This window comes from Yoonia sp., assembly GCF_014859355.1.
Taxonomy (GTDB): domain Bacteria; phylum Pseudomonadota; class Alphaproteobacteria; order Rhodobacterales; family Rhodobacteraceae; genus Yoonia.
Genome location: NZ_JACUUJ010000019.1, coordinates 38,447 through 58,061, shown reverse-complemented (window position 1 = coordinate 58,061; position 19,615 = coordinate 38,447). Strand labels below are relative to the sequence as shown.

Below are 19,615 nucleotides of genomic sequence, written 5' to 3'. Positions count from 1 at the left end.
CCACCGTGCAGCGTGTCATTGCCTGCGCCACCTATCAGATAATCATCGCCGTCTTCGCCATTGATGTAATCATTGCCCGCGCCGGTCTGGACAAGGTCATCGCCATGCCCTGCAAAGATGACATTGTCGCCATCACCAATGTTCAGAACGGCATCAAGCGTGACGATGGGCAGGTCTGTCTCGGGCAGTGCATCGTTTTGGTGGGCGGTGCCGTCATCCGTCGCATCATCAATCATCAACGCCGAAATAGCGATGCCCATAAGGCCTAAAACCACAAACATCATCAACCCGTTCCCGTTCTTGCTATAACCCGCCCCTGCGCCGCGGTTTTAGCATAGTCAGGCTGTAAGACCTGATGAAAACTTAACGATTGGTTAACATCGCCATGGTGCTGGCGATTGGGTATAGCTGATATAAAGCGGGTGTTTGGGGTGTCCGTCCTTGGTCAGGCCAAGCGTCAGCAGGGGCCTTCCGGTTGCGCGCAGCAGACCCGCAACCGCAGGCCCGCGTTCCAGATGTGCGCCGTGGGTGCCCCATGCGGCAATGATCTGGTCGGCCCATACGGCCCCTTCGCGGATAAAGGTATCATTTTCCGGGCCTATCGGGTCGATGGCCTTGCGCATCCTGTGCGGGTCTGTGTCACGCCACGCAAAGATATTTGCAACCTGCAACGCCCCAAACCCCAGCGCCCGCGCCCGTCGTTCACAGCGTTCGACCGTAGGGTCGTTTTGCACCTCGGTCGCCTGGGACGGGTTCAGCATGACGAAAAGCACGCGTTTGCCACCCGCGTTCCATGTGCGTGTCAAGGCATAGCGATAGTTTCCGCAATCCGAATAGATGGCGGTCGATGGCGCGTCATCTTTGATATGCGAGCGGAAGATCATCCGCCTTGTGGCAGGAACACTCGGGTTGGATGCAAATCGCCACCGCGATAGGTTCCGACGGCAACCGCATACCCGTCGTAAGAGGCCCAGACTTCTTCTCCAAAGTCCACATCTGACGCGATCACCGATGCCGGATTGCCGTTGCGCAGTTTGGCCACGCTTTCGGCAAGGCAGCGCACCTCTGGCAGGTCGGCCAGTCCAACCTCAAGCGGGAGGATATGCGCGTCCAGCGCGGGGGTTTTTGCCATGGCGTCAATCTGGTCCAGCGTCACGCCATCGGTGGCCTGAAACGGCCCCGACCAGATGCGGCGCAGGGTCACAACATGGCCGTAACACCCTAATACCTGGCCCAGATCCCGCGCAATGGACCGCACATAGCCACCTTTGCCACAGATCATTTCCAGCACGACGTGATCCGCGTCCGGGCGGTCTACCAGCAGCAGTTCCTGCACCCAAAGCGGGCGCGCGGCCAGGTCCATTTCCTCGCCATCGCGGGCCTTCTTATAGGCGCGTTCACCATCCACCTTGACGGCGGAAAACTGTGGCGGCACCTGCATGATATCACCGACGAATTGTCCCAGTGCAGCCTTGATTGCGTCGTCATCAGGGCGCACATCACTTTGCGCAATGACTGCGCCTTCGGCGTCATCTGTGTTGGTGGCCTGTCCCAGCCGGACGGTGAAAACATAGGCCTTCAGCGCGTCGGTAATATAGGGCACCGTCTTTGTCGCCTCGCCCAGCGCCACCGCCAGCACGCCTGTTGCTGTTGGGTCCAGCGTGCCGGCATGTCCTGCCTTTGTGGCATCCAGCGCCCAGCGCACCTTATTGACCACAGCGGTCGAAGTGATTCCGGCGGGTTTATCGACCACCAGCCAGCCAGAAATATCGCGGCCTTTGCGTTTGCGTGCCATTGTCTTGTCCTTTGAAGCTGCGCGGTTGCTAGTGGGATGGACGCGGGCGGTCAAGCTTTGCCAGCTGTCCGGCTGCTTTCAGCCGCCTTCCAGCACTTCCAGAAACGCATCGCCAAAGCGTTCGACGTATCTGTCGCCGATCAACCGCGCCAGTTGATCTGCATCGGCGCTGCGCATCTGGGCCACTTTGGCCAGCAGCGATGCAGAACAGCTCATCGGTTTGTCGGCACCATGGGGGCCGCGGGCCAGCTGCGCCTGCACCTGCATCAGGCGGTCATAAATCGCGCCTTCGTCGCGCCCGGCCAGTTTGCGGCGGGCGGGGTGGATGTCATCCACCGCACCGGCGATCACCTCTAGAAAGGCGCGGCCATAGCTTTCCAGCTTTTTCGCACCGACACCGCCGATATTTGCCATCTCGTCCAATGTGCGCGGCTTGCGTTCGGCCATTTCGATCAGGGTGCGGTCGTTGAAAATGATATATGCAGGGGCGTTCGCCTGTTCGGCCAGAAACCGGCGTTTCGCCTTGAGCGCGGAAAGCAGCGGCGCGTCTTCATCGCTGACCTGCGTGCGCACCTTTGGGCCGGTGCCGCGCGCGGCGCGAATCGTGTCGCGGCGCAATTCGATCGTCGCCTCGCCGCGCAGAATGGGGCGGGCGGCCTCGGTCATGCGCAGCGCACCGTGGCGGTCGGGGTCGGGGCGCATCAGGTCGTGGCCCATCATCTGCCGGAAAATCGCCTGCCACTGGCGTTTGTCGTATTCCTTGCCCACACCAAAGGTGGGCAGGCCGTCATGCCCGCGTTGCTGGATCTTGTCCGTTAGGTCGCCGCGCAGAATGTCGATCAGGTGGCCCGCGCCGAACCATTCTTCGGTGCGCAACGCCGCAGACAGCGCCATGCGCACGGCGGTCGTGGCATCGAACACCTCGGCGGGTTTGTCGCAAAGGTCGCAATTGCCGCAAGGCTGGGACGTTTCCCCGAAATACCCCAGCAGGTTCTGGCGGCGACAGCGCAGTGCCTCGGCCAGACCCAGCAAGGCGTTCAGCCGTCCGTGATCGGCGGCACGGCGTTCGGGGGGCGCCAGACCTTCGTCGATCTGCTGGCGGCGATAGCGGATATCGTCGGGGCCAAACAGCGTGAGCGTTTCGGCAGGGTCGCCATCACGGCCCGCGCGGCCGATTTCCTGATAATAAGCCTCGATCGACTTGGGCAGATCGGCATGGGCGACCCAGCGGATATCGGGTTTGTCGATGCCCATCCCGAATGCGACCGTGGCACAAACGATCAGCCCGTCCTCTTGCTGGAAACGGCGTTCGACGATGCGGCGATCCTCTGCCTCCATCCCGCCGTGATAGTGGCAGGTCAGGTGGCCGGTTTCGGCCAGCGCGCGGGCCAGCGTTTCGGTTTTTGCGCGGGTGCCGCAATACACGATGCCGGATTGCCCCTTACGGGCGGCGGCAAAGTTCAGGATTTGCGCGCGCGGGCTGTCCTTTACGGCGAACGCCAGATGTATGTTGGGCCGGTCAAACCCGCGCAGAAAGGTTGCAGGCGGCTGGCCGTCGAACAGTTTCTGGACGATTTCTGCCTGCGTTTCGGCATCCGCGGTCGCGGTAAAGGCGGCCAGCGGTACATCCAGCGTGCGGCGCAATTCACCGATGCGCAGGTAATCGGGGCGAAAATCATGGCCCCACTGGCTGACGCAATGCGCCTCGTCCACGGCGATGAGGCAGACGCCGGCGCGGCGCAGCATGTTCATCGTCCCGCCAGAGGCAAGGCGTTCGGGGGCCATGTAAAGCAGTTTCAGCGTGCCTGCCTCAAGCGAAGCAAAGACGGCGTCGGTTTCTTCCGGCGTATTGCCGGATGTCAGCGCGCCCGCGTCCACCCCGGCCTCGCGCAGGCCGCGCACCTGATCGCGCATCAGGGCAATCAGCGGGGAAATCACGACCGTCACACCGTCGCGGACCAGCGCAGGCAATTGAAAACACAGCGATTTACCGCCGCCCGTGGGCATGATGGCAAGGGTGTTCTGCCCGTCCACGACGGCCTGCACGATATCCTGCTGACCGGGGCGAAAGGCATCAAAGCCAAAGACATCGCGAAGCAGCGTGGCGGCGTTCATGCAAGGGGACCTGTTTGTTATCTGCGCGTTGCTGCGACAATCCCACAGGCGGAATCCGCGAACAAGGGATCGCTTGCCATAGGATGGATTTAAATCCACCTTACCGGGCGTTGCCAACAGGCCGCCGACCCCGTAACCCTGACCTCGCAGGAGGGACCGATGGGCGAGATTATTCTGATACGGCACGGGCAGGCGAATTCCGCGGCCAATGACGAAGAAAGCTATGACAAGCTGTCAAATCTGGGCCACCAGCAAGCGCGCTGGCTGGGCGATTACCTGAACGAACGGGAAAAACCGTTCGACAAGGTGATCAGCGGCAGTCTGCGCCGCCATCGCGAAACCGCCGCCGGCCTTGGCCATGATGCCCCGTTGATTGACCCGCGCTTGAACGAGATGGATTATTTCAACCTTGGCAAGGCATTACAGGATGTCCACGGCGTCCCTTTCCCTGGCCCTGCGGATTTCGCCGCCCACGTGCCGCAGGTCATGGAGGCGTGGCACAGGGCCGAGATCAAAGGTGTTGAAACCTTTGCTTCGTTTGAGGAACGTGTGGCCTCTGTTTTGCAAGAGGCCGCGCAACCCGGTGTGCGCATCCTATGCATCACATCCGGCGGGGTGATCGGCATGATCGTCAGGCACTTGCTGGGGCTTGATCCGACGCGCATGGCGCATATTCTGCTGCCGATCTTGAACACCTCGATCCACCGGGTGCATGTCATTCCGCAAGGGCCGATCTTGGGTGGTTTCAACGCGATTCCGCATCTGGACAGGGCCGATCGCACCCATGCAATGACACATTACTGAAGGATCAGGACATTGTTCAAACTGCACTATGCCCCCCGCACGATATCCATCGCGCCAGCAATTGTGCTGGAAGAAGCGGGGTTGCCCTATGATCCTGTGTTGGTCGATTTCAGCGCCGCCGAACAGACTAAACCCGCCTATCACCAGATCAACCCCAAGGGCCGCGTGCCGGCGTTAGAAACCCCGGATGGGGTTTTGACTGAAACGGGGGCGATCCTTGAATATATCGCGCCTGATATGGTGCCAGACAATGCGCTGGCGGCGGCGCGGATGCGCGAATTGATGTATTACCTTGCAAGCACAATGCATGTGAACCACGCCCATGGTGCGCGCGGCAACCGGTGGGCGGATGATCCGAACGCGATACAGGATATGAAACGCAAGGTGCCTGCGACCATGGCCGCAAGTTGCGACTATCTGGAAGAATTCCTGCCGCAGCTTCCTTTTTGGGGGGCTGATGGCATGATCGTCTCTGACGCCTATCTTTACGTTGTGCTGACATGGTTGCCGGGCGATGGCGTGGATGTGTCCCGCTACCCCAATCTAGCGGCTTTTCAGCATCGGATGAACACCCGCCGGTCGGTGCAGCGGGTCTATGAATTGGGGATGCTGTGATGGTGCATCTTTGGGTCCGGTCGGAAAGCCGCGCACATGAAGAACGGGTCGGGCTGACACCGCAGGGGGCGGCACGGCTGATCGCCGCAGGTATCAAGGTCACGATCGAGGAAAGCCGTCAGCGGATCATTCCCATCGCCGATTACATTGCCGCCGGCTGTACCACAGCGCCAGAGTTTTCGTGGCCCGACGCACCCCGCGATGCGATTATTTTCGGGCTGAAGGAACTGCCCGATGATGGCACACCGCTGCCGCATTGCCACATCATGTTCGGTCATGCCTACAAGGGGCAGCCCGCGGGCAAGGTGCTGCTGGACAGGTTCAGCGCCGGGGGCGGCCTGCTGCTGGATCTGGAATATCTGACCGATGCGGATGGGCGCCGCGTTGCCGCCTTTGGCTACTGGGCGGGCTATGCCGGGGCAGGGGTCGCGCTGATGTGCTGGATGGCACAACAGCGCGGCGAAATCGCGGGGCCTGTGCATGGCTATCCCAGCGCAAACCACATGCTGGCCGATCTGCAACAGGGGCTTGAGGCGCTTGGCACCGCGCGTCCAACGGCGCTGATCATCGGGGCGCTGGGCCGAGTGGGCACAGGGGCGGCGGATCTGTGCCATGCGATGGGGGTTGCGACGACAAAATGGGATATGGCCGAAACGGCATCGGGCGGGCCATTCCCCCAGATTTTGGCCCATGACATATTCCTTAACTGCATCTTGGCACGTCCTGGCACGCCAGTTTTTGTGCCAGTCAGCGCCAAGGTTGCCGCGCGCAGCCTGAGCGTGATCGGCGATATCGCCTGCGACCCCGACAGCGACTTTTCCCCGATCAAGGTCTATGACCGGACAACCACATGGGATGCGCCTGCGCTGCGTGTGAATGACGCGCCAGTGCTGGATGTCACCGCGATTGATAACCTGCCCTCTATGCTGCCTGCAGAAAGCAGTGCGGATTTTGCCGACCAGTTGCTGCCGCATCTGCTGGCGCTGGATGCGCTGGATCAGGGTGTGTGGGGGCGGGCGCGCGCCTGTTATGACAGGGTGGTTGCCTGATGGGGTATATGGTTGATGGGGTCTATCACACGGGCGACGATGTCACGGCGACCTTGCCTTCAGGTGCATGGGAACGCAGCCGCAGCACCGTGCGCAACTGGATCGGTGATGCGCATTTCCCGGCAGAGGCGGCGCGCTATCACCTGTTTGTGGCGTGGAACTGCCCTTGGGCGCATCGTGCACTGCTGACCCGTGTGATCAAGGGGCTTGATGATATCACCGTGTCGTATGCCCGGCCCAATCGCACCGATCAGGGCTGGGTTTACGATGAAACCGGCGCATTTTCCGACCCGCTGCTGGGCGTGCGGGCGCTGCATGAGGTTTATAGTGCCGATCCCATGGAATACACGGGCCGTCTGACGGTGCCGGTGCTGTGGGACAAGGTGCAGGGCTGCATGGTCAGCAACGAATCTGCCGATATCGTGCGGATGCTGAATGCGGCGTTTGATGGGCCGGACCTGCTTCCGGATGCCCTGCGCGACCAGATCGACGACTGGAACGCGCTGATCTATGAAACCGTAAACAACGGGGTTTACCGCGCCGGGTTCGCATCAACACAAGACGCCTATGAAACCGCCGCCCATCAGGTGTTTGACACGCTGGACCGGATTGACGCGCATCTGGCATCGCATCGCTGGCTGTGCGGCGATGATTTCACCGAATCCGATCTGCGCCTGTTCCCCACATTGGCCCGTTTCGATGTGGCCTATCATTATGCGTTTCGCTGCAACCTGCGCAAAATCAGCGATTATGCGCATCTGTGGCCCTATGCGCGGCGCATCTATCATATGCCCGGTGTCGCGGACACGGTGCGATTTGATATCTATAAACGCGGTTATTTCAGCGCGTCTGAAAAGCGCAATCCGCTGGGGATCATCCCGATCGGACCACTGGTGGACTGGGCAAGGGTGGATTGAAATCCACCTTACACAGGCTTGATCAGGCGATCCTCGGCGTCGGTGGCGTCGATCCCAAGCGCGTATAAGCCTGTCTCCAGATGTGTGGCAAGCAAGGGGGATCCCTTAAGGTATTCGGCCGTCGGGGTTGTCGCTTCATTCGTGGCGGTGTCCAACGCCTCTTGCAAATCTTCGGCATCAAAGGTGCCGCGCCCGACCCAGAAGACGGCAACAAGCGCGGCCTGTTCGTCTTCGTTCAAACGCCCCACGAACGCGTCGAATTCAGGTTCAGTCCGGTCCAATTCACGGGCAAGAATGATGACTTCGGCGACCTTATCTGTTGCAATTGGTAACATGGTGCAGCCTCCTTTGTTTTAATCTGGCGAAAGCGTCACTACCCTACCTTGATCTGGCGCAATTGTCGTGCGCCAGATATGATCTGACACTTTTTAGCGTGCGCCGAACAGGCGATAATACAACCAATCGGGCATGAATTGCGACAGCCGGAACACCCATGAAAAAATCATGGGAAAGCTTTTTTTGAAACTGTCACCATTCATATGTTCGAACACTTCGCGCGCGGCGTCGTCGGGCGACATGATGAAGGGCATGGTGAAATCGTTCTTTTCGGTCAGGCGGGTTTTGATGAAGCCGGGGTTGATCACCTGCACCTGAATATTCGACCGATGCAAATCCGCCTGCATCGATTCCGCCAGCGCCATCACCCCCGCCTTGGATGCGGAATAGCCGATCGCACCCGGCAACCCGCGAAACCCTGACAGTGACCCGGTCAGCACAATATGCCCACGGTCGCGTTTGATCATATCGCCAATCACGGCCCCCACAACGCGGGATGCACCCAGATAGTTGATTTCGCCCATCAGGTCGGCTTTTTCGTTGTCCCATGCGCTGGCTTTCATTGGCCAATAGACACCGGCCAGATAAACTACGCCGTCAAGTTCGCCCGCTTCTTTTGCGGCTGCTTCGACGGCGGCGCGGTCTGTCACGTCAACCTTGATATAAGATGCTTTGCCGGGCAATTCGGCGACGAGTTCTTTTAAACGATCCTCTGACCGGGCAGAAACAATCACCTCGGCCCCGACGCGGCTAAGACGATGTGCAACAGCGCGCCCCAGACCTTCGCTTGCGCCAACCAGCCAGTATCGTTTTCCCTGCCATTCCTTCACGTCACTCTCCTGCGTATGCTTGATCTTTCGGACGCATCGTGGCGACCAGCTCGGCAACTTTGATGCCGAATTTGCGGAACTGGCTGCGGTTCATGATGGAGCCGTTCGCCATCAGATACATCCAGTCGGTCGTATCCAGAACATGGCCGCCCGCCTCGTCCGCCAGCTTGATCCGGTAGGTCAGCAGCACGGCAGAGCCTTGCTGTTTGCCGGTTCCGGTGCCGACAACATCTGGGGCCTCGGCCTTGATACCGCCGTCATTTCCCAATGTCAGCGTCCAGACCCTTTGTTGCGTGTTCCCGCTATCATACTGAAAGGTTTCTGTCATCGTGCCGACATTACCATCCCACGATGCTTCGAAATCTGCAACAAACCGTGATGTGACCCGGCCTGTTGGCCCGTAAATCACGCCCTCGCAGGCGATCGGGCCGTTGAACTGTTCGCGGATATCAAAAACCGGACCATCGGCATAATCTGCGGATGTCTGCGCCTGAAAAGACATGTAGCGCGATTTCAGCACCATCACGGCTGCAACAATCGCGCCGCCAATCAGGATGTAGGTTAGAATACTCATCTTCTAATCCTCTAGTTTCGTGGCAACCAAAAGACCGATCGCCACAAGTTTCAAAAGCGACGGCACCAGCGCGTAAAGCACCGTCAGCATGGTCAGGGCAGACGTCGGCGATGCCTGCACCCCGGGCACGAACCCCGATTTTTCCAATACCGGCAGCAGAACCACCGCGGCGAAGGCAAGCGTGAACTTGTTCACCAAATTCCAAAGGCCAAACCCTTGCCCCCCTGCGGGCGATATGGCGGCCAATCGTTTTGCAAACATTGCGGGCAAAAGCGTCAGGTCTGCCCCGATCGTTGCACCACTTAATACGCATACAATCGCAAAGGGGATCACATCGCCGGTCGATAAAGTGATGGTATAACCAAATGACGCAACCGCCAGCACCATGGCTGTCAGCAAAACCCGTTTTTCCCCATAGCGCCCGGCCAGTGCGGACCACAGCGGCGATGACAGGGCTGCGGCCAGAAAAAACAGTACCAGCAGTGCGCCTTCCCAGCCCGGCGCGCCAAGGCGGCTTTCCACGTAGAACAGGAACAGCGTGGATGACACAGCCAGCGGTGTAGCGTTGACCAAGGCTAGAATCAGAAGCCTGCGCGCAACAGGATCGGCGAAAATTTCACCGATCTGCGAAGGTTCAGCCGTGGTGCGCCCCTTCCATTCGGGCCACATGAACCACGCAGCAATCAACGTCACCACGGCAAAGCCATAGGCAAAGGTGGCAAAGGGCGTGGCGACCACATCGATCAACAGGGTCGGTGTCACCGCCGCGATGCAAACGCCCAACAACGCCCCGCTTTCGCGCCAGGCAGCCAGCCGGATATGCCCTTTGGGGCCCGCACCGGCCTTGCTGACGCCTTGGGCATAGAAGTTGATGGTCAGAAAGCTGAAGGCGCTGAACAGCCCGGTGATGGTCAGCCCAAACCACCATATCGGCGCGATGGGTGGGGTGACAGCGAAAAGCCCCAGCATCGACAGCGCCAGCAACAGCGCCGTGGCGGTGATGATCAGCTTTTTGCCCGTGCGCAGGCGTTCGCTGATCCAGCCCAGCACCGGGTCTTGCACCACATCAAACAGGCGCAACCCGAACAGCACGGCCCCCAGCGCGGTCAGACTGACGCCATAAGTGTCGGCGTAATATTTCGGCGCATAGATATAAATCGGCAGGCCAGCCCCCGACAGCACGGCGGCAAAGCCGGTGTAGGCGGGCAGCCGCTCGGTCAAGGCTGTCATTTGCTGATCTCTTGGGTCGGCGGTGCGGGGCGCGGGCGAAACGTTGCACCCTTCCACCACAATTTCAGCGCCTGCCAGTGGATCAGTGCCAGCACGCGGCGCGACCCGAATGGGCGGCGCAGCACAGCCCGCAGGATAGAGCCATTGCGCAGCGGTTTACGGTCGCCGGTCAGCGTGGCGATCAGCCCGCCGTTTCCGCGTGAATAGTCGATCCAGATGCCGATGCTGTCAGGCTGGATATCAAACCGAAACACATATCCACCGTCAATTGGCTGAAAAGGGGAAACATGGAATATCTTTTGTGCATATATCGTGTCGGCCTTGACGATCTCGCGCCCGTCATTGTGGCGGCACAGATAGGAATGGCGGTCACCAAAGGTGTTCGTCACCTCGGCAATGATGGTGCGCAAAATACCGTCTGCATCATGGCACAACCAGAAAGACACCGGGTTGAACACATGGCCCAGCACGCGCGGTTGCGCAAGCAGATCAATCCGCGCGGGCGGCGCGATGGCATGTGCTGTCAGCACATCGCGCACCCACGCGGCACCCTGCCCAGCCTTGGGCGGGCCACCATGGTCGCTGTCGTGCAGTGACATCAGGTTGGCGCTGTTGCGACCGAACAAGGCTGGCGTATCTGGCGCCGCCTCTGCATCCATCAGCACATAGTCGATGGAATAGCGAAAGGCGTTTTTTACCGCCCCCCGGCGCCCGTGATAGGTTTCCCCTGCGATATGATGGATGGTCGCGGTCACTCTGCCGCGACTTCCATGCGTTCGGCGGCGTTCAACGCCTGCACCACCTCCATCGCGCTGGAAAGACCGTCTTCGTGAAATCCGTTTTTCATCCATGCCCCGCAAAACCATGTGCGGTTGGACCCGTTCATCGCGGCAGCGGTTTGCTGGGCGGTCAGTGCGGCAAGATCGTAAACGGGGTGGTGCAGCGTCACCTCGTCCCAGATCAGGGCTTCGCGGATCGGGCGTTTGGTGTTCAGCGTGACCATCATGTCATCGCCCGTCAACCACGGCTGCAACGAATTCATCCAATAAGTCAGGTCAATTTCACGCGTGCTTTTCGCTTCGTCCTCGGAATAGACCCACGACGACCAGACAGCGCGGCGTTTGGGCATCACCGATGTGTCGGAATGCAGCACCACCTTGTTGGGCTGGTATTGCACCGCGCCAAGGGTTGCGGTTTCCGCAGGCGTTGCGTCTGACAGCATGGCCAGTGTTTGGTCGGAATGGGTGGCAAAGACGACCTCGTCAAACATTTCCCATTCACCGCCATTGGCTTTCACCTCGGCCCCCATGGGCCCGCGCCGCACGGCATTGATGGGTGCATCAAGCCGAATATCGACACCACGCCGGACCATGTCAGCCCCTAAACGGGTGACATATTCGCGGCTGCCGCCCTGCACCGTATACCATTGATGCTGTCCCGTCGCGCCTAGCAGGGCGTGATTGTCGAAAAATTTCATCATCGCGTAGGCGGGAAAATCAAGAATCTTTTCCTTGGGCGTTGACCAGATCGCGCCGGAAAACGGCAACAGGTAATGATCACGAAAGAAATCGGACAGTTTCAGCTTGCGCAGCAATTCCCCGATGGTCAGCGTTTCGTCCTGGCTTGCGGCCAGACCATTGGCGTTGAAATGCAAGATATCACGGACCATGCGCAAAAACCGTGGGCTTGCGATGCTGGAACGTGTCGCGAAAAGCGCGTTCAGGCTGGCCAGCCCGTATTCCAGCTTGCCACCGGAAAACGACGCACCAAAGCTCATGTTGCTTTTGGTGACGGGCACTTGCAGCTGATCGAACAGCGCGGTCAGATGCGGGTAATTGGCATAGTTGAACACGATAAAGCCTGTATCGACAGGTTGATCGGCATTTGGCCCCGCCATACGGGTGCGGGCGTGTCCACCCAACCGCTTTTCCGCCTCGAATAGCACGACCTGATGATTTTCGGCCAAAGCATGCGCCGCACCCATACCGGAAATACCTGCACCAATCACCGCCACACGCTTTTGGGCGGCTTTCCCTGACTTTGATCGCATCGATCACTGCTCCGTTGCCGTGTCGTTTTTTGTTTTCTTAATACGTATCCGACGATGTGACGGATCACACGGAAAAAAATATGGTCCGGTGATCCGGTTCGGCATTCGCGACGTAATAGCTACATGTCAACGCAAACCGCCTTTGCCGTGAAACCGGATGCGCCTGCCGGAATTGCCCTTTATAAAGGGGCAGCTACAAAAGTGTCGGCCAAAGGTGGGGCAAGAATCTTGACGACGGAACAAACGACCAAACGCATGGCTTGGGTGGGTCAGGTCACGGCGGTCAGGGATAACAAGGATAAGGCGGCGTTTGCCGAACTCTTTGCGTATTTCGCACCACGCGTGAAATCGTTCCTGATGAAATCGGGGGCCAGCCCTGACCTGGCCGAGGAATGCACACAAGAGGTAATGGCAACCCTTTGGAACAAGGCGCATCTGTTCGATCCGACCAAGGCGAGCGTATCGACATGGATTTTCACGATCGCCCGAAACCGCAAGATCGACCTGCTGCGCAAACAGAAACGACCAGAGCCAGAGGATTTGCCATGGGGCCCCGAAGCAGAGCCTGATCAGGCTGATGCGCTGGGCTTGCAACAAGAAACAGAAAAGCTGGGGCAGGCGCTTGCCACCCTACCAGCCGAACAACGCAAACTGATCGAACGCGCCTACTTTGGTGAGTTAAGCCACAGCGAAATAGCCGCAGAAACCGGCCTGCCACTGGGAACGATTAAATCAAGGATAAGACTGGCGCTTGACCGTTTGCGCCACGCAATGAAGTGAATGTAGCCATGAAACAGATCAAACACCACCTGACCGATTCCCTGCTGATGGGGTATGCCGCGGGCACCTTGCCAGAGGCGTTCAACCTTGTTGTCGCCACGCATATTTCGATGTGCGATACCTGCCGCGCTGCGCTGGCAGAATACGAAGCCGTGGGTGGCGAGGTGATGCTGGATGTCGAACCGGTCACTATGGCCGAAGATGCGCTTGCGGCGACGATGGCGCTGATCGACAATGCACCAAAATTCGACGTGCCAAAGGCAAAAGAGCATGGCAAAGGCATATTTCCTGCCCCCTTGCGCGATTACGTGAAGGGTGATCTGGACAGCGTGAAATGGCGCCGGGTCGGTGGCGGTGTGCGTCAGATGGTGCTTGAAACATCAGACGCGGCAAGTGTGCGGTTGTTGTATATTCCTGCAGGAACGGCAGTGCCCGATCATGGCCACCGTGGCACCGAACTGACGCTGGTGTTGCAGGGCGCATTTGTCGATGAAACCGACCGGTTTGCCGCCGGTGATGTCGAGATTGCGAACGAAGATCTGAACCACACGCCCGTCGCCGAACAAGGGATGGATTGTATCTGTCTTGCCGCGACCGACGCACCACTTGCCTTCAACGGATTGATGCCGCGTATCGCGCAGAAATTCATCGGTATTTGAGAAACGTAGGGGCGGGATCAAACCCGCCTTACGCCATCATTCGTTTGGCGGTGCGATAGGCAGGGCCGCCGTTTCTGGTGCCAATTCCTCGAAATCAAAATTATCCAGCCGATCGGCGCGTTTGCCCGCGCGGGTCGCGGCAGTCAGCACGCCGGATACATCTTCGCCCGCTTGGCGCAGATGCGTTTCCAGCTTGCCCGCTTTTTCGCCGATGATCTCCACATCCCGGTGCAACAGGCGCAGGGCCTTGCGAATTTCGCCCGCCTGTTCGCGCATCCGCGCGTCTTTCAAAATTGCGCGCATCGTATTCAACGTGGCCATGCAGGTGGTTGGCGACACGATCCAGACGCGGGCATCAAAGCCCGCGCGCACCACCTCGGGCAGACGGGCGTGCAATTCGGCATAAACCGCCTCGGATGGCAGGAACATGATCGCGCCGTCAGCGGTTTCACCTTCGATCAGGTATCGTTCGGAAATCGCCTTGATATGCACACGCACCGCAGCGCCAAGCGCGCGCAAGGCAAGCGCCTGATCGTCCTTGGTTTCGGCGGCGGCAAAGGCCTCGTAAGCCTCAAACGGGAATTTCGCGTCGATCACGATAGGGCCGGGGGGATTGGGCAGATGCACCAGACAATCCGCGCGCTTGCCGTTGGATAGGGTCGCTTGCAGCGTGTAACTGTCAGACGGTAGCGCCTTTGACACGATATCGGTCAGCTGGATTTCCCCGAACATGCCGCGTCGTTGTTTGTTTGACAGGATATCCTGCAACGACAACACATCGCCCGACAGTTTTTCAATATTCGTCTGGGCGCGGTCGATGGTGGCCAGCCGTTCCTGCAACTGTGTCAGGCTTTTGGTGGTGCGTTCTGAACTGCCGGTCAGGGTTTCTTTCATGCGTTCCTGCATGTCCGACAAGGACCGTGCGGATTTCAGCGCGTTATCGGCCAGCCGTTCGGCCATTTGCGCCTGCACCTCGGCCAATCGCGCTTCCATCGTCTGGATCACACGCACCTGGGCATTGGCCTGCGCATCGCTGACGGTCTGGATATTGCCGGCCAGCTGGTTCTGCCCCTGGCCCAAGGCATTGACATCCATCGCCAGCCGCCCCACCTGCGACGCCACATATTCCACCGCCTCACCCGACCGACCCGCGCGGCGCACGGCGGTGATCAGCAGGATCAGCACCAGCAGCACGATCGCGCCCCCCAACAGCGCAGCAATCACGGCCGGATCGCTGAATGCGTAGCTCTGTTCGCCAATCTGGATCATGTGCGCCCGAACAGCCGTTCAATATCGGACAGCTTGAGTTCCACATAGGTGGGTCGCCCGTGGTTGCATTGGCCTGACAATGGCGTGGCCTCCATTTCGCGCAGCAGCGCATTCATTTCCGCACCCTGCATCCGGCGGCCCGACCGGATGGAACCATGGCAGGCGACACGGCTGAGAATCGACTCGATCCTTGCCTGAACGCTGGCGCTATCGCCCTGATCGGCCAGTTCATCCAGAATATCGCGCAACATTGCCTGTGCGTTCACTTCGCCCAAGATCGCGGGGGTTTCGCGCACGGCAATCGCGCCGCCGCCAAAGGGTTCAATCGTCAGCCCAAGCCGAGACAGGTCTTCGGCAATTTCCAACAGTTGCGCTGTTTCGCCTGCGGTCATTTCAACGATTTCAGGGATCAGCAGCGCCTGTGCGGCAACACCGTTTTCAGCCATTTGTTTTTTCAGCTTTTCATAGACCAGACGTTCATGCGCGGCATGCTGATCCACGATCACAATGCCCGTTTCGGTCTGCGCGATGATATAGTTTTCATGTACCTGCGCGCGGGCGGCCCCCAATGGCAGATGATCCGGTGCATCCGCGATTTCCGGTTCAATTCGGGCGCTGGGCGCCTCATGAAACCCCGGTGCTTGTGCCTGAAACGTCATCGACCGCGCGCTGAAACTGGGCCGGTCCATTTGATAAACACGAGGTTGGGTGGGCTGCGGCTGCATCGCGCCAAGGGTCGCATGGCCAACGGTCGTTGAGGCACGATGCCCCGCGCCTGCCAGCGCATGGCGCAAGCCCGACACGATCAGCCCGCGCACCGTGCCCGGATCGCGAAAGCGCACCTCGGATTTGGCCGGATGCACGTTGACATCTACCAACGCCGGGGCGCAATCCACGAACAAAGCCGCCACCGGATGCCTGTCGCGCGACAGAACATCCATATAGGCAGCCCGCAACGCGCCCAGCAGCATCTTGTCGCGCACCGGCCTGCCGTTGACGAACAGGTACTGCGCCACCGCCGCACCGCGCGAATAGGTGGGCAGCGCGGCATAGCCTGTCAGGTGAAACCCGTCACGTTCGGCATCAATCGCCAGCGCGTTTTCCGCAAAATCGCGGCCCAGCACGGTTTGTAGACGCCCATGAAGCGCATCGAACAAGTCGCCAGTCTGCGCTTCGGCGCGGAATGAGGTGCGGTTGTCGCCGTTTGACGCATCGCGCAGAATAAACGTGACAAAAGGTTCGGCCATGGCCAGCCGTTTGACGATATCGCCCACGGCCTGTGCCTCGGCCCTATCACTGCGCAGAAATTTCAACCGCGCAGGCGTGGCGTAAAATATGTCGCGCAGTTCCACGACGGTGCCTGTGGAAAGGGCGGCGGGTCGCACATCGCTGGCGCGCCCACCAGATACGGTGATGCTGGCGGCATCGGTCCCCGGCACGCGGGATGTGATCGTCAGGCGGCCGACAGCCCCGAGTGATGGCAACGCCTCGCCCCGGAAACCAAAGGAATGGATGTTCAGCAAATCAGAGCCGTCGATTTTTGACGTGGCATGCCGCGACAACGCCAGCGGCAGATCAGCGGCGGCGATGCCGCACCCATCGTCGGTGACGCGGATCAGGGTCTTGCCGCCATCGGCAATCACGATTTCGATCCGGGTTGCACCGGCGTCGATGGCGTTTTCGACCAGTTCCTTGACGGCAGATGCAGGGCGTTCCAGCACTTCACCCGCGGCGATCCGGTTGATCGCGGCCTCATCCAACTGCCGGATGACCGGGCGTGGCTTTATCTGGGGGTCTGCAATCGCCATGCCACAAGCACTAGCATAACAGTCTGCGATTCTACGAGAGGGAAAGCGCGGCGGAAATTCGCGAATTTCCGCCGCACGAGTCAATTTTCTGGAAAATTGACCGCCTTTATTGCGTGCTTTCCAAACCTTCGGGTCTGCCAACAACCACAAAATGCAGGTTATCAGGCTGCATCAATTCCGCCGCCACCCGGTTCACATCCTCCAGCGTCACAGCCTCGATATAATCATTGCGGTTGATCACGTAATCCGGCGGCAGGCCAATCGTCTGCATGCCCACCATGATATTGGCAATCGCGCTGTTGCCATCGAATCGTAGCGGGTATTCGCCTGTCAGATAGGTTTTGGCGCTGGCCAACTCTTCGGGTGTCAGGCCTTGGTCTGCCATGCGCGCCCATTCGGCACGGATAACCGCAACAGCGTCGGCAATCGTGGCGTTGGATGATGCGACCGACCCAAGCACCATTTCCGCATGGAATTTCGGCAGTAGAAATGTGCTGATCCCATAGGTCAACCCGCGCTTTTCACGCACCTCGGTCATCAGGCGCGATTGAAATCCGCCGGCGCCCAGCACATGATTCATGACAAAAGCGGCAAAGAAATCGGGGTCATCGCGTTTCATGCCCGCATGACCAAACAATGCGACAGCCTGTGGCGTGTCATAGTCGATGACCGTGATTCCACCGTCCAGACCGAAGGGCACATCGGCGGGTTGGCTTGGCCCTGTCGCGGGCAGATCACCCAAAAGGTCATCCAGCATCGGGCCAACAGCTGCGGCGGTGATATCGCCAACAACCGCCACATAAAGCCGGTCGCGCGTGATGATATCCTGATAGGCCGCAAACATGTCGTCACGCGTTAGGGCGGTTACGGTCTCGACGGTTCCGTCAACAGTGCTGCCATAGGGGTGGTCGCCAAAAGCTGCCGCGTTGAACGCAGCACCTGCGATACTGTCGGGGTCTTTTGCATCACGAGCGATACCTGACAAAACCTGCGCACGCACGCGGTCCAGCGCATCTTGTTCAAAGGTTGGCGCGTTCAACGCCTGCCGCAGCAGGGCCAGCGCTTGATCCTGATTTTCGGTCAGGAAACTGGCCGAGACTGAAACAGTATCGTCAGTTGCGCGAAAACTGAAATTGGCGGCCAACGCCTCGCGGGCGGTTTGAAATTCCTGCGCGGTCATGTCGCCTGATCCTTCTTCGATCAGGCCGGCCATCAGATTGATCGCACCCCGTTTGCCGGGGCGGTCCAGTGACGCACCACCGACAAAGCGGATTTCAAGCGCGACAAAGGGGATACTGGGTTCTTGCACGACCCATGCGTTAATACCGCCGGGCGATGTGACCTCGATGATATCAATTTCGGCACGGGCGGTGGTTGTGATGATCGTCAGGCAAAAAGCGAACAACATGCGCAACATCAGCGTGCCTCCTCTTGATTGGGCACGACCCAGCCGGTGACGGATTGGTCGCGGTTGAATACTTTGGCTGCGACGGCCTTGATGTCGGCCTCGGTCACCGCTTGCAGGACGTCGGGCCATGCCTGCACATCCGCGACCGTCAGGCTTTGGGTCAGGGCGGCCCCATAGCGGCGGGCAAGGCCCTGCACGTTGTCGCGGGCGTAAATCTCGGACGCGCGCAATTGAGTGCGGATACTGTCCAGTCTTGCAGGGTCGATATCACGGGCCATGAAATCCGCGATCACCTGATCCATCGCGGCTTCGGCGTCGGACAGGGCGACGCCATCGGCCGGCACGACGACAAAGCTGAAGGTCGATGTGTCCAGTGAATTGCCGCTATAGGACGCATTGGTGTAAATCGCGGTCTGCGTGTCGAATTGCAGCGCCTGCCCCAGATCGGACGTAAACGACGACCCGCCCAACAATTCCGCCAGATAGACCAGTGCTGCGGCCTCTTGTTGTGCGCCGGGGTCACGTTCGGGGGCCAGATAGCTGCGAACCAGATAAGGCTGGCTGACGCGGGGGTCGGTATAGGTGATGCGGCGTTCGGCCAGCTGTGGGGGTTCTTGCGGGCGGATGCGTTCGGGCAGCTGTTCCTCGGGGGGGATCACGCCATAATATTGCTCGGCGAGTGCGCGCACCTCGTCGGGTTGCACATCACCCGCAACAACCAGAACGGCATTGTTGGGAGAATAATAGAGGTCATAAAAACCCAGCGCGTCTTGCAGATCAAGCTGTTCCATCTCGTGCTTCCATCCGATGATGGGCACGCCATAGCGGTGGTTTTGGTATTGTGCTGCGCGGAATTGTTCGCCTGCCAGCGCGCCGGGGTTGTTTTCGGTGCGCTGGTTGCGTTCCTCCAGAATCACATTGCGTTCGGTAGCGATGTCATCTGCGGTGATGGCCAGATTGTTCATCCGGTTGCTTTCCATCTGCATCATCAGTTCCAGCCGGTCGGCGGCGATGCGCTGAAAATATGCGGTGTAATCATAGCTGGTAAACGCGTTGTCGCGGCCGCCATTGGCAGCAACGGTGGCGGAAAATTCGCCAGCTTCCAGAATGTCGGTCTGTTTGAACAGCAAATGTTCCAGAAAATGCGCGACCCCTGATGACCCTACCGGTTCATCCGCTGATCCGGCTTTATACCAGACCATATGGACAACGACGGGGGCGCGATGATCTTCGATCACGACGACCTCCATCCCGTTATCAAGGTTGAAATGTGTTACCTCATCGGCAAGCACGGCCAGAGGCGCGGTCAGCAAGGCCACGGCGGCAAACAGTTGTTTCATGGGAACCCTTCGCGATTGATCACCGTATAACCTACG

At 59.4% G+C, this 19,615-nt stretch carries 20 protein-coding genes; 6 read left to right on the top strand and 14 right to left on the bottom strand.

Annotation, left to right across the window (positions count from 1 at the left end; translation table 11 throughout):
* The 4 genes from IBX59_RS08705 to recQ all read right to left on the bottom strand — a co-directional run.
* On the bottom strand, positions 1-281 hold a 281-nt coding region (locus IBX59_RS08705; protein WP_367119369.1), incomplete at its 3' end, for a calcium-binding protein.
* A gap of 93 nt (positions 282-374) precedes the next feature.
* The gene (locus tag IBX59_RS08700) at positions 375-884 is read right to left on the bottom strand and encodes a DUF1643 domain-containing protein (RefSeq protein WP_296374533.1); all 510 of its coding nucleotides are present in this window, start codon (positions 882-884) and stop codon (positions 375-377) included.
* Positions 881-1,795 (bottom strand): tRNA pseudouridine(55) synthase TruB, encoded by a 915-nt coding sequence (gene truB, locus IBX59_RS08695; protein ID WP_296374532.1) that lies wholly within the window; start codon positions 1,793-1,795, stop codon positions 881-883. The genes IBX59_RS08700 and truB overlap by 4 nt, the downstream gene beginning before the upstream one ends.
* Before the next feature lie 78 nt (positions 1,796-1,873).
* The gene (recQ, locus tag IBX59_RS08690) at positions 1,874-3,910 is read right to left on the bottom strand and encodes a DNA helicase RecQ (protein ID WP_296374530.1); all 2,037 of its coding nucleotides are present in this window, start codon (positions 3,908-3,910) and stop codon (positions 1,874-1,876) included.
* A gap of 159 nt (positions 3,911-4,069) precedes the next feature.
* Between recQ and IBX59_RS08685 the strand changes: the two genes are divergently transcribed.
* From IBX59_RS08685 to IBX59_RS08670, 4 genes are read left to right on the top strand one after another with little or no spacing between them, the layout of a single operon-like run.
* Positions 4,070-4,714: a histidine phosphatase family protein gene (locus tag IBX59_RS08685; protein WP_296374528.1), complete on the top strand. Its 645-nt coding sequence runs from the start codon at positions 4,070-4,072 to the stop codon at positions 4,712-4,714.
* A gap of 12 nt (positions 4,715-4,726) precedes the next feature.
* Positions 4,727-5,329: a glutathione S-transferase family protein gene (locus IBX59_RS08680; RefSeq protein WP_296374527.1), complete on the top strand. Its 603-nt coding sequence runs from the start codon at positions 4,727-4,729 to the stop codon at positions 5,327-5,329.
* Positions 5,329-6,378 (top strand): saccharopine dehydrogenase, encoded by a 1,050-nt coding sequence (locus tag IBX59_RS08675; RefSeq protein WP_296374525.1) that lies wholly within the window; start codon positions 5,329-5,331, stop codon positions 6,376-6,378. Before IBX59_RS08680 ends, IBX59_RS08675 begins: the two co-directional genes overlap by 1 nt.
* Positions 6,378-7,295: a glutathione S-transferase C-terminal domain-containing protein gene (locus tag IBX59_RS08670; protein ID WP_296374523.1), complete on the top strand. Its 918-nt coding sequence runs from the start codon at positions 6,378-6,380 to the stop codon at positions 7,293-7,295. Before IBX59_RS08675 ends, IBX59_RS08670 begins: the two co-directional genes overlap by 1 nt.
* A gap of 8 nt (positions 7,296-7,303) precedes the next feature.
* Here IBX59_RS08670 and IBX59_RS08665 read toward each other — a convergent pair whose 3' ends face one another.
* The 6 genes from IBX59_RS08665 to IBX59_RS08640 all read right to left on the bottom strand — a co-directional run bounded on the left by IBX59_RS08665 (position 7,304) and on the right by IBX59_RS08640 (position 12,315).
* Positions 7,304-7,630, bottom strand: a complete 327-nt coding sequence (locus IBX59_RS08665; RefSeq protein WP_296374521.1) for a DUF3775 domain-containing protein — start codon at positions 7,628-7,630, stop codon at positions 7,304-7,306.
* 93 nt (positions 7,631-7,723) lie between these two features.
* A complete protein-coding gene (locus IBX59_RS08660) occupies positions 7,724-8,461 on the bottom strand; it encodes an SDR family oxidoreductase (protein ID WP_296374519.1) in 738 nt (245 codons plus the stop codon).
* Position 8,462: 1 nt separating this feature from the next.
* The gene (locus tag IBX59_RS08655; RefSeq protein ID WP_296374518.1) at positions 8,463-9,035 is read right to left on the bottom strand and encodes a DUF3833 family protein; all 573 of its coding nucleotides are present in this window, start codon (positions 9,033-9,035) and stop codon (positions 8,463-8,465) included.
* A 3-nt stretch (positions 9,036-9,038) separates the two neighbouring features.
* Positions 9,039-10,265, bottom strand: a complete 1,227-nt coding sequence (locus tag IBX59_RS08650) for an MFS transporter (RefSeq protein ID WP_296374516.1) — start codon at positions 10,263-10,265, stop codon at positions 9,039-9,041.
* Positions 10,262-11,020 (bottom strand): DUF1365 domain-containing protein, encoded by a 759-nt coding sequence (locus IBX59_RS08645; protein WP_296374514.1) that lies wholly within the window; start codon positions 11,018-11,020, stop codon positions 10,262-10,264. Before IBX59_RS08645 ends, IBX59_RS08650 begins: the two co-directional genes overlap by 4 nt.
* A complete protein-coding gene (locus IBX59_RS08640) occupies positions 11,017-12,315 on the bottom strand; it encodes an NAD(P)/FAD-dependent oxidoreductase (protein WP_296374513.1) in 1,299 nt (432 codons plus the stop codon). The genes IBX59_RS08645 and IBX59_RS08640 overlap by 4 nt, the downstream gene beginning before the upstream one ends.
* A gap of 255 nt (positions 12,316-12,570) precedes the next feature.
* Here IBX59_RS08640 and IBX59_RS08635 point away from each other — a divergent pair, with 255 nt between their 5' ends.
* A complete protein-coding gene (locus IBX59_RS08635) occupies positions 12,571-13,095 on the top strand; it encodes a sigma-70 family RNA polymerase sigma factor (protein WP_296374539.1) in 525 nt (174 codons plus the stop codon).
* An 8-nt stretch (positions 13,096-13,103) separates the two neighbouring features.
* A complete protein-coding gene (locus IBX59_RS08630; protein ID WP_296374511.1) occupies positions 13,104-13,754 on the top strand; it encodes a ChrR family anti-sigma-E factor in 651 nt (216 codons plus the stop codon).
* A gap of 36 nt (positions 13,755-13,790) precedes the next feature.
* Here IBX59_RS08630 and IBX59_RS08625 read toward each other — a convergent pair whose 3' ends face one another.
* The 4 genes from IBX59_RS08625 to IBX59_RS08610 all read right to left on the bottom strand — a co-directional run bounded on the left by IBX59_RS08625 (position 13,791) and on the right by IBX59_RS08610 (position 19,579).
* Positions 13,791-15,023: a DNA recombination protein RmuC gene (locus IBX59_RS08625; RefSeq protein WP_296374510.1), complete on the bottom strand. Its 1,233-nt coding sequence runs from the start codon at positions 15,021-15,023 to the stop codon at positions 13,791-13,793.
* Positions 15,020-16,831 (bottom strand): DNA mismatch repair endonuclease MutL, encoded by a 1,812-nt coding sequence (mutL, locus tag IBX59_RS08620; protein WP_296374508.1) that lies wholly within the window; start codon positions 16,829-16,831, stop codon positions 15,020-15,022. Before mutL ends, IBX59_RS08625 begins: the two co-directional genes overlap by 4 nt.
* 106 nt (positions 16,832-16,937) lie before the next feature.
* Entirely contained in the window at positions 16,938-18,248 is a 1,311-nt protein-coding gene (locus IBX59_RS08615; RefSeq protein WP_296374506.1) for a pitrilysin family protein, read from the bottom strand.
* On the bottom strand, positions 18,248-19,579 hold the full coding sequence (locus tag IBX59_RS08610) for a pitrilysin family protein (RefSeq protein WP_296374504.1): 1,332 nt from the start codon (positions 19,577-19,579) through the stop codon (positions 18,248-18,250). Before IBX59_RS08610 ends, IBX59_RS08615 begins: the two co-directional genes overlap by 1 nt.
* Between the last annotated feature and the right edge of the window lie 36 nt (positions 19,580-19,615).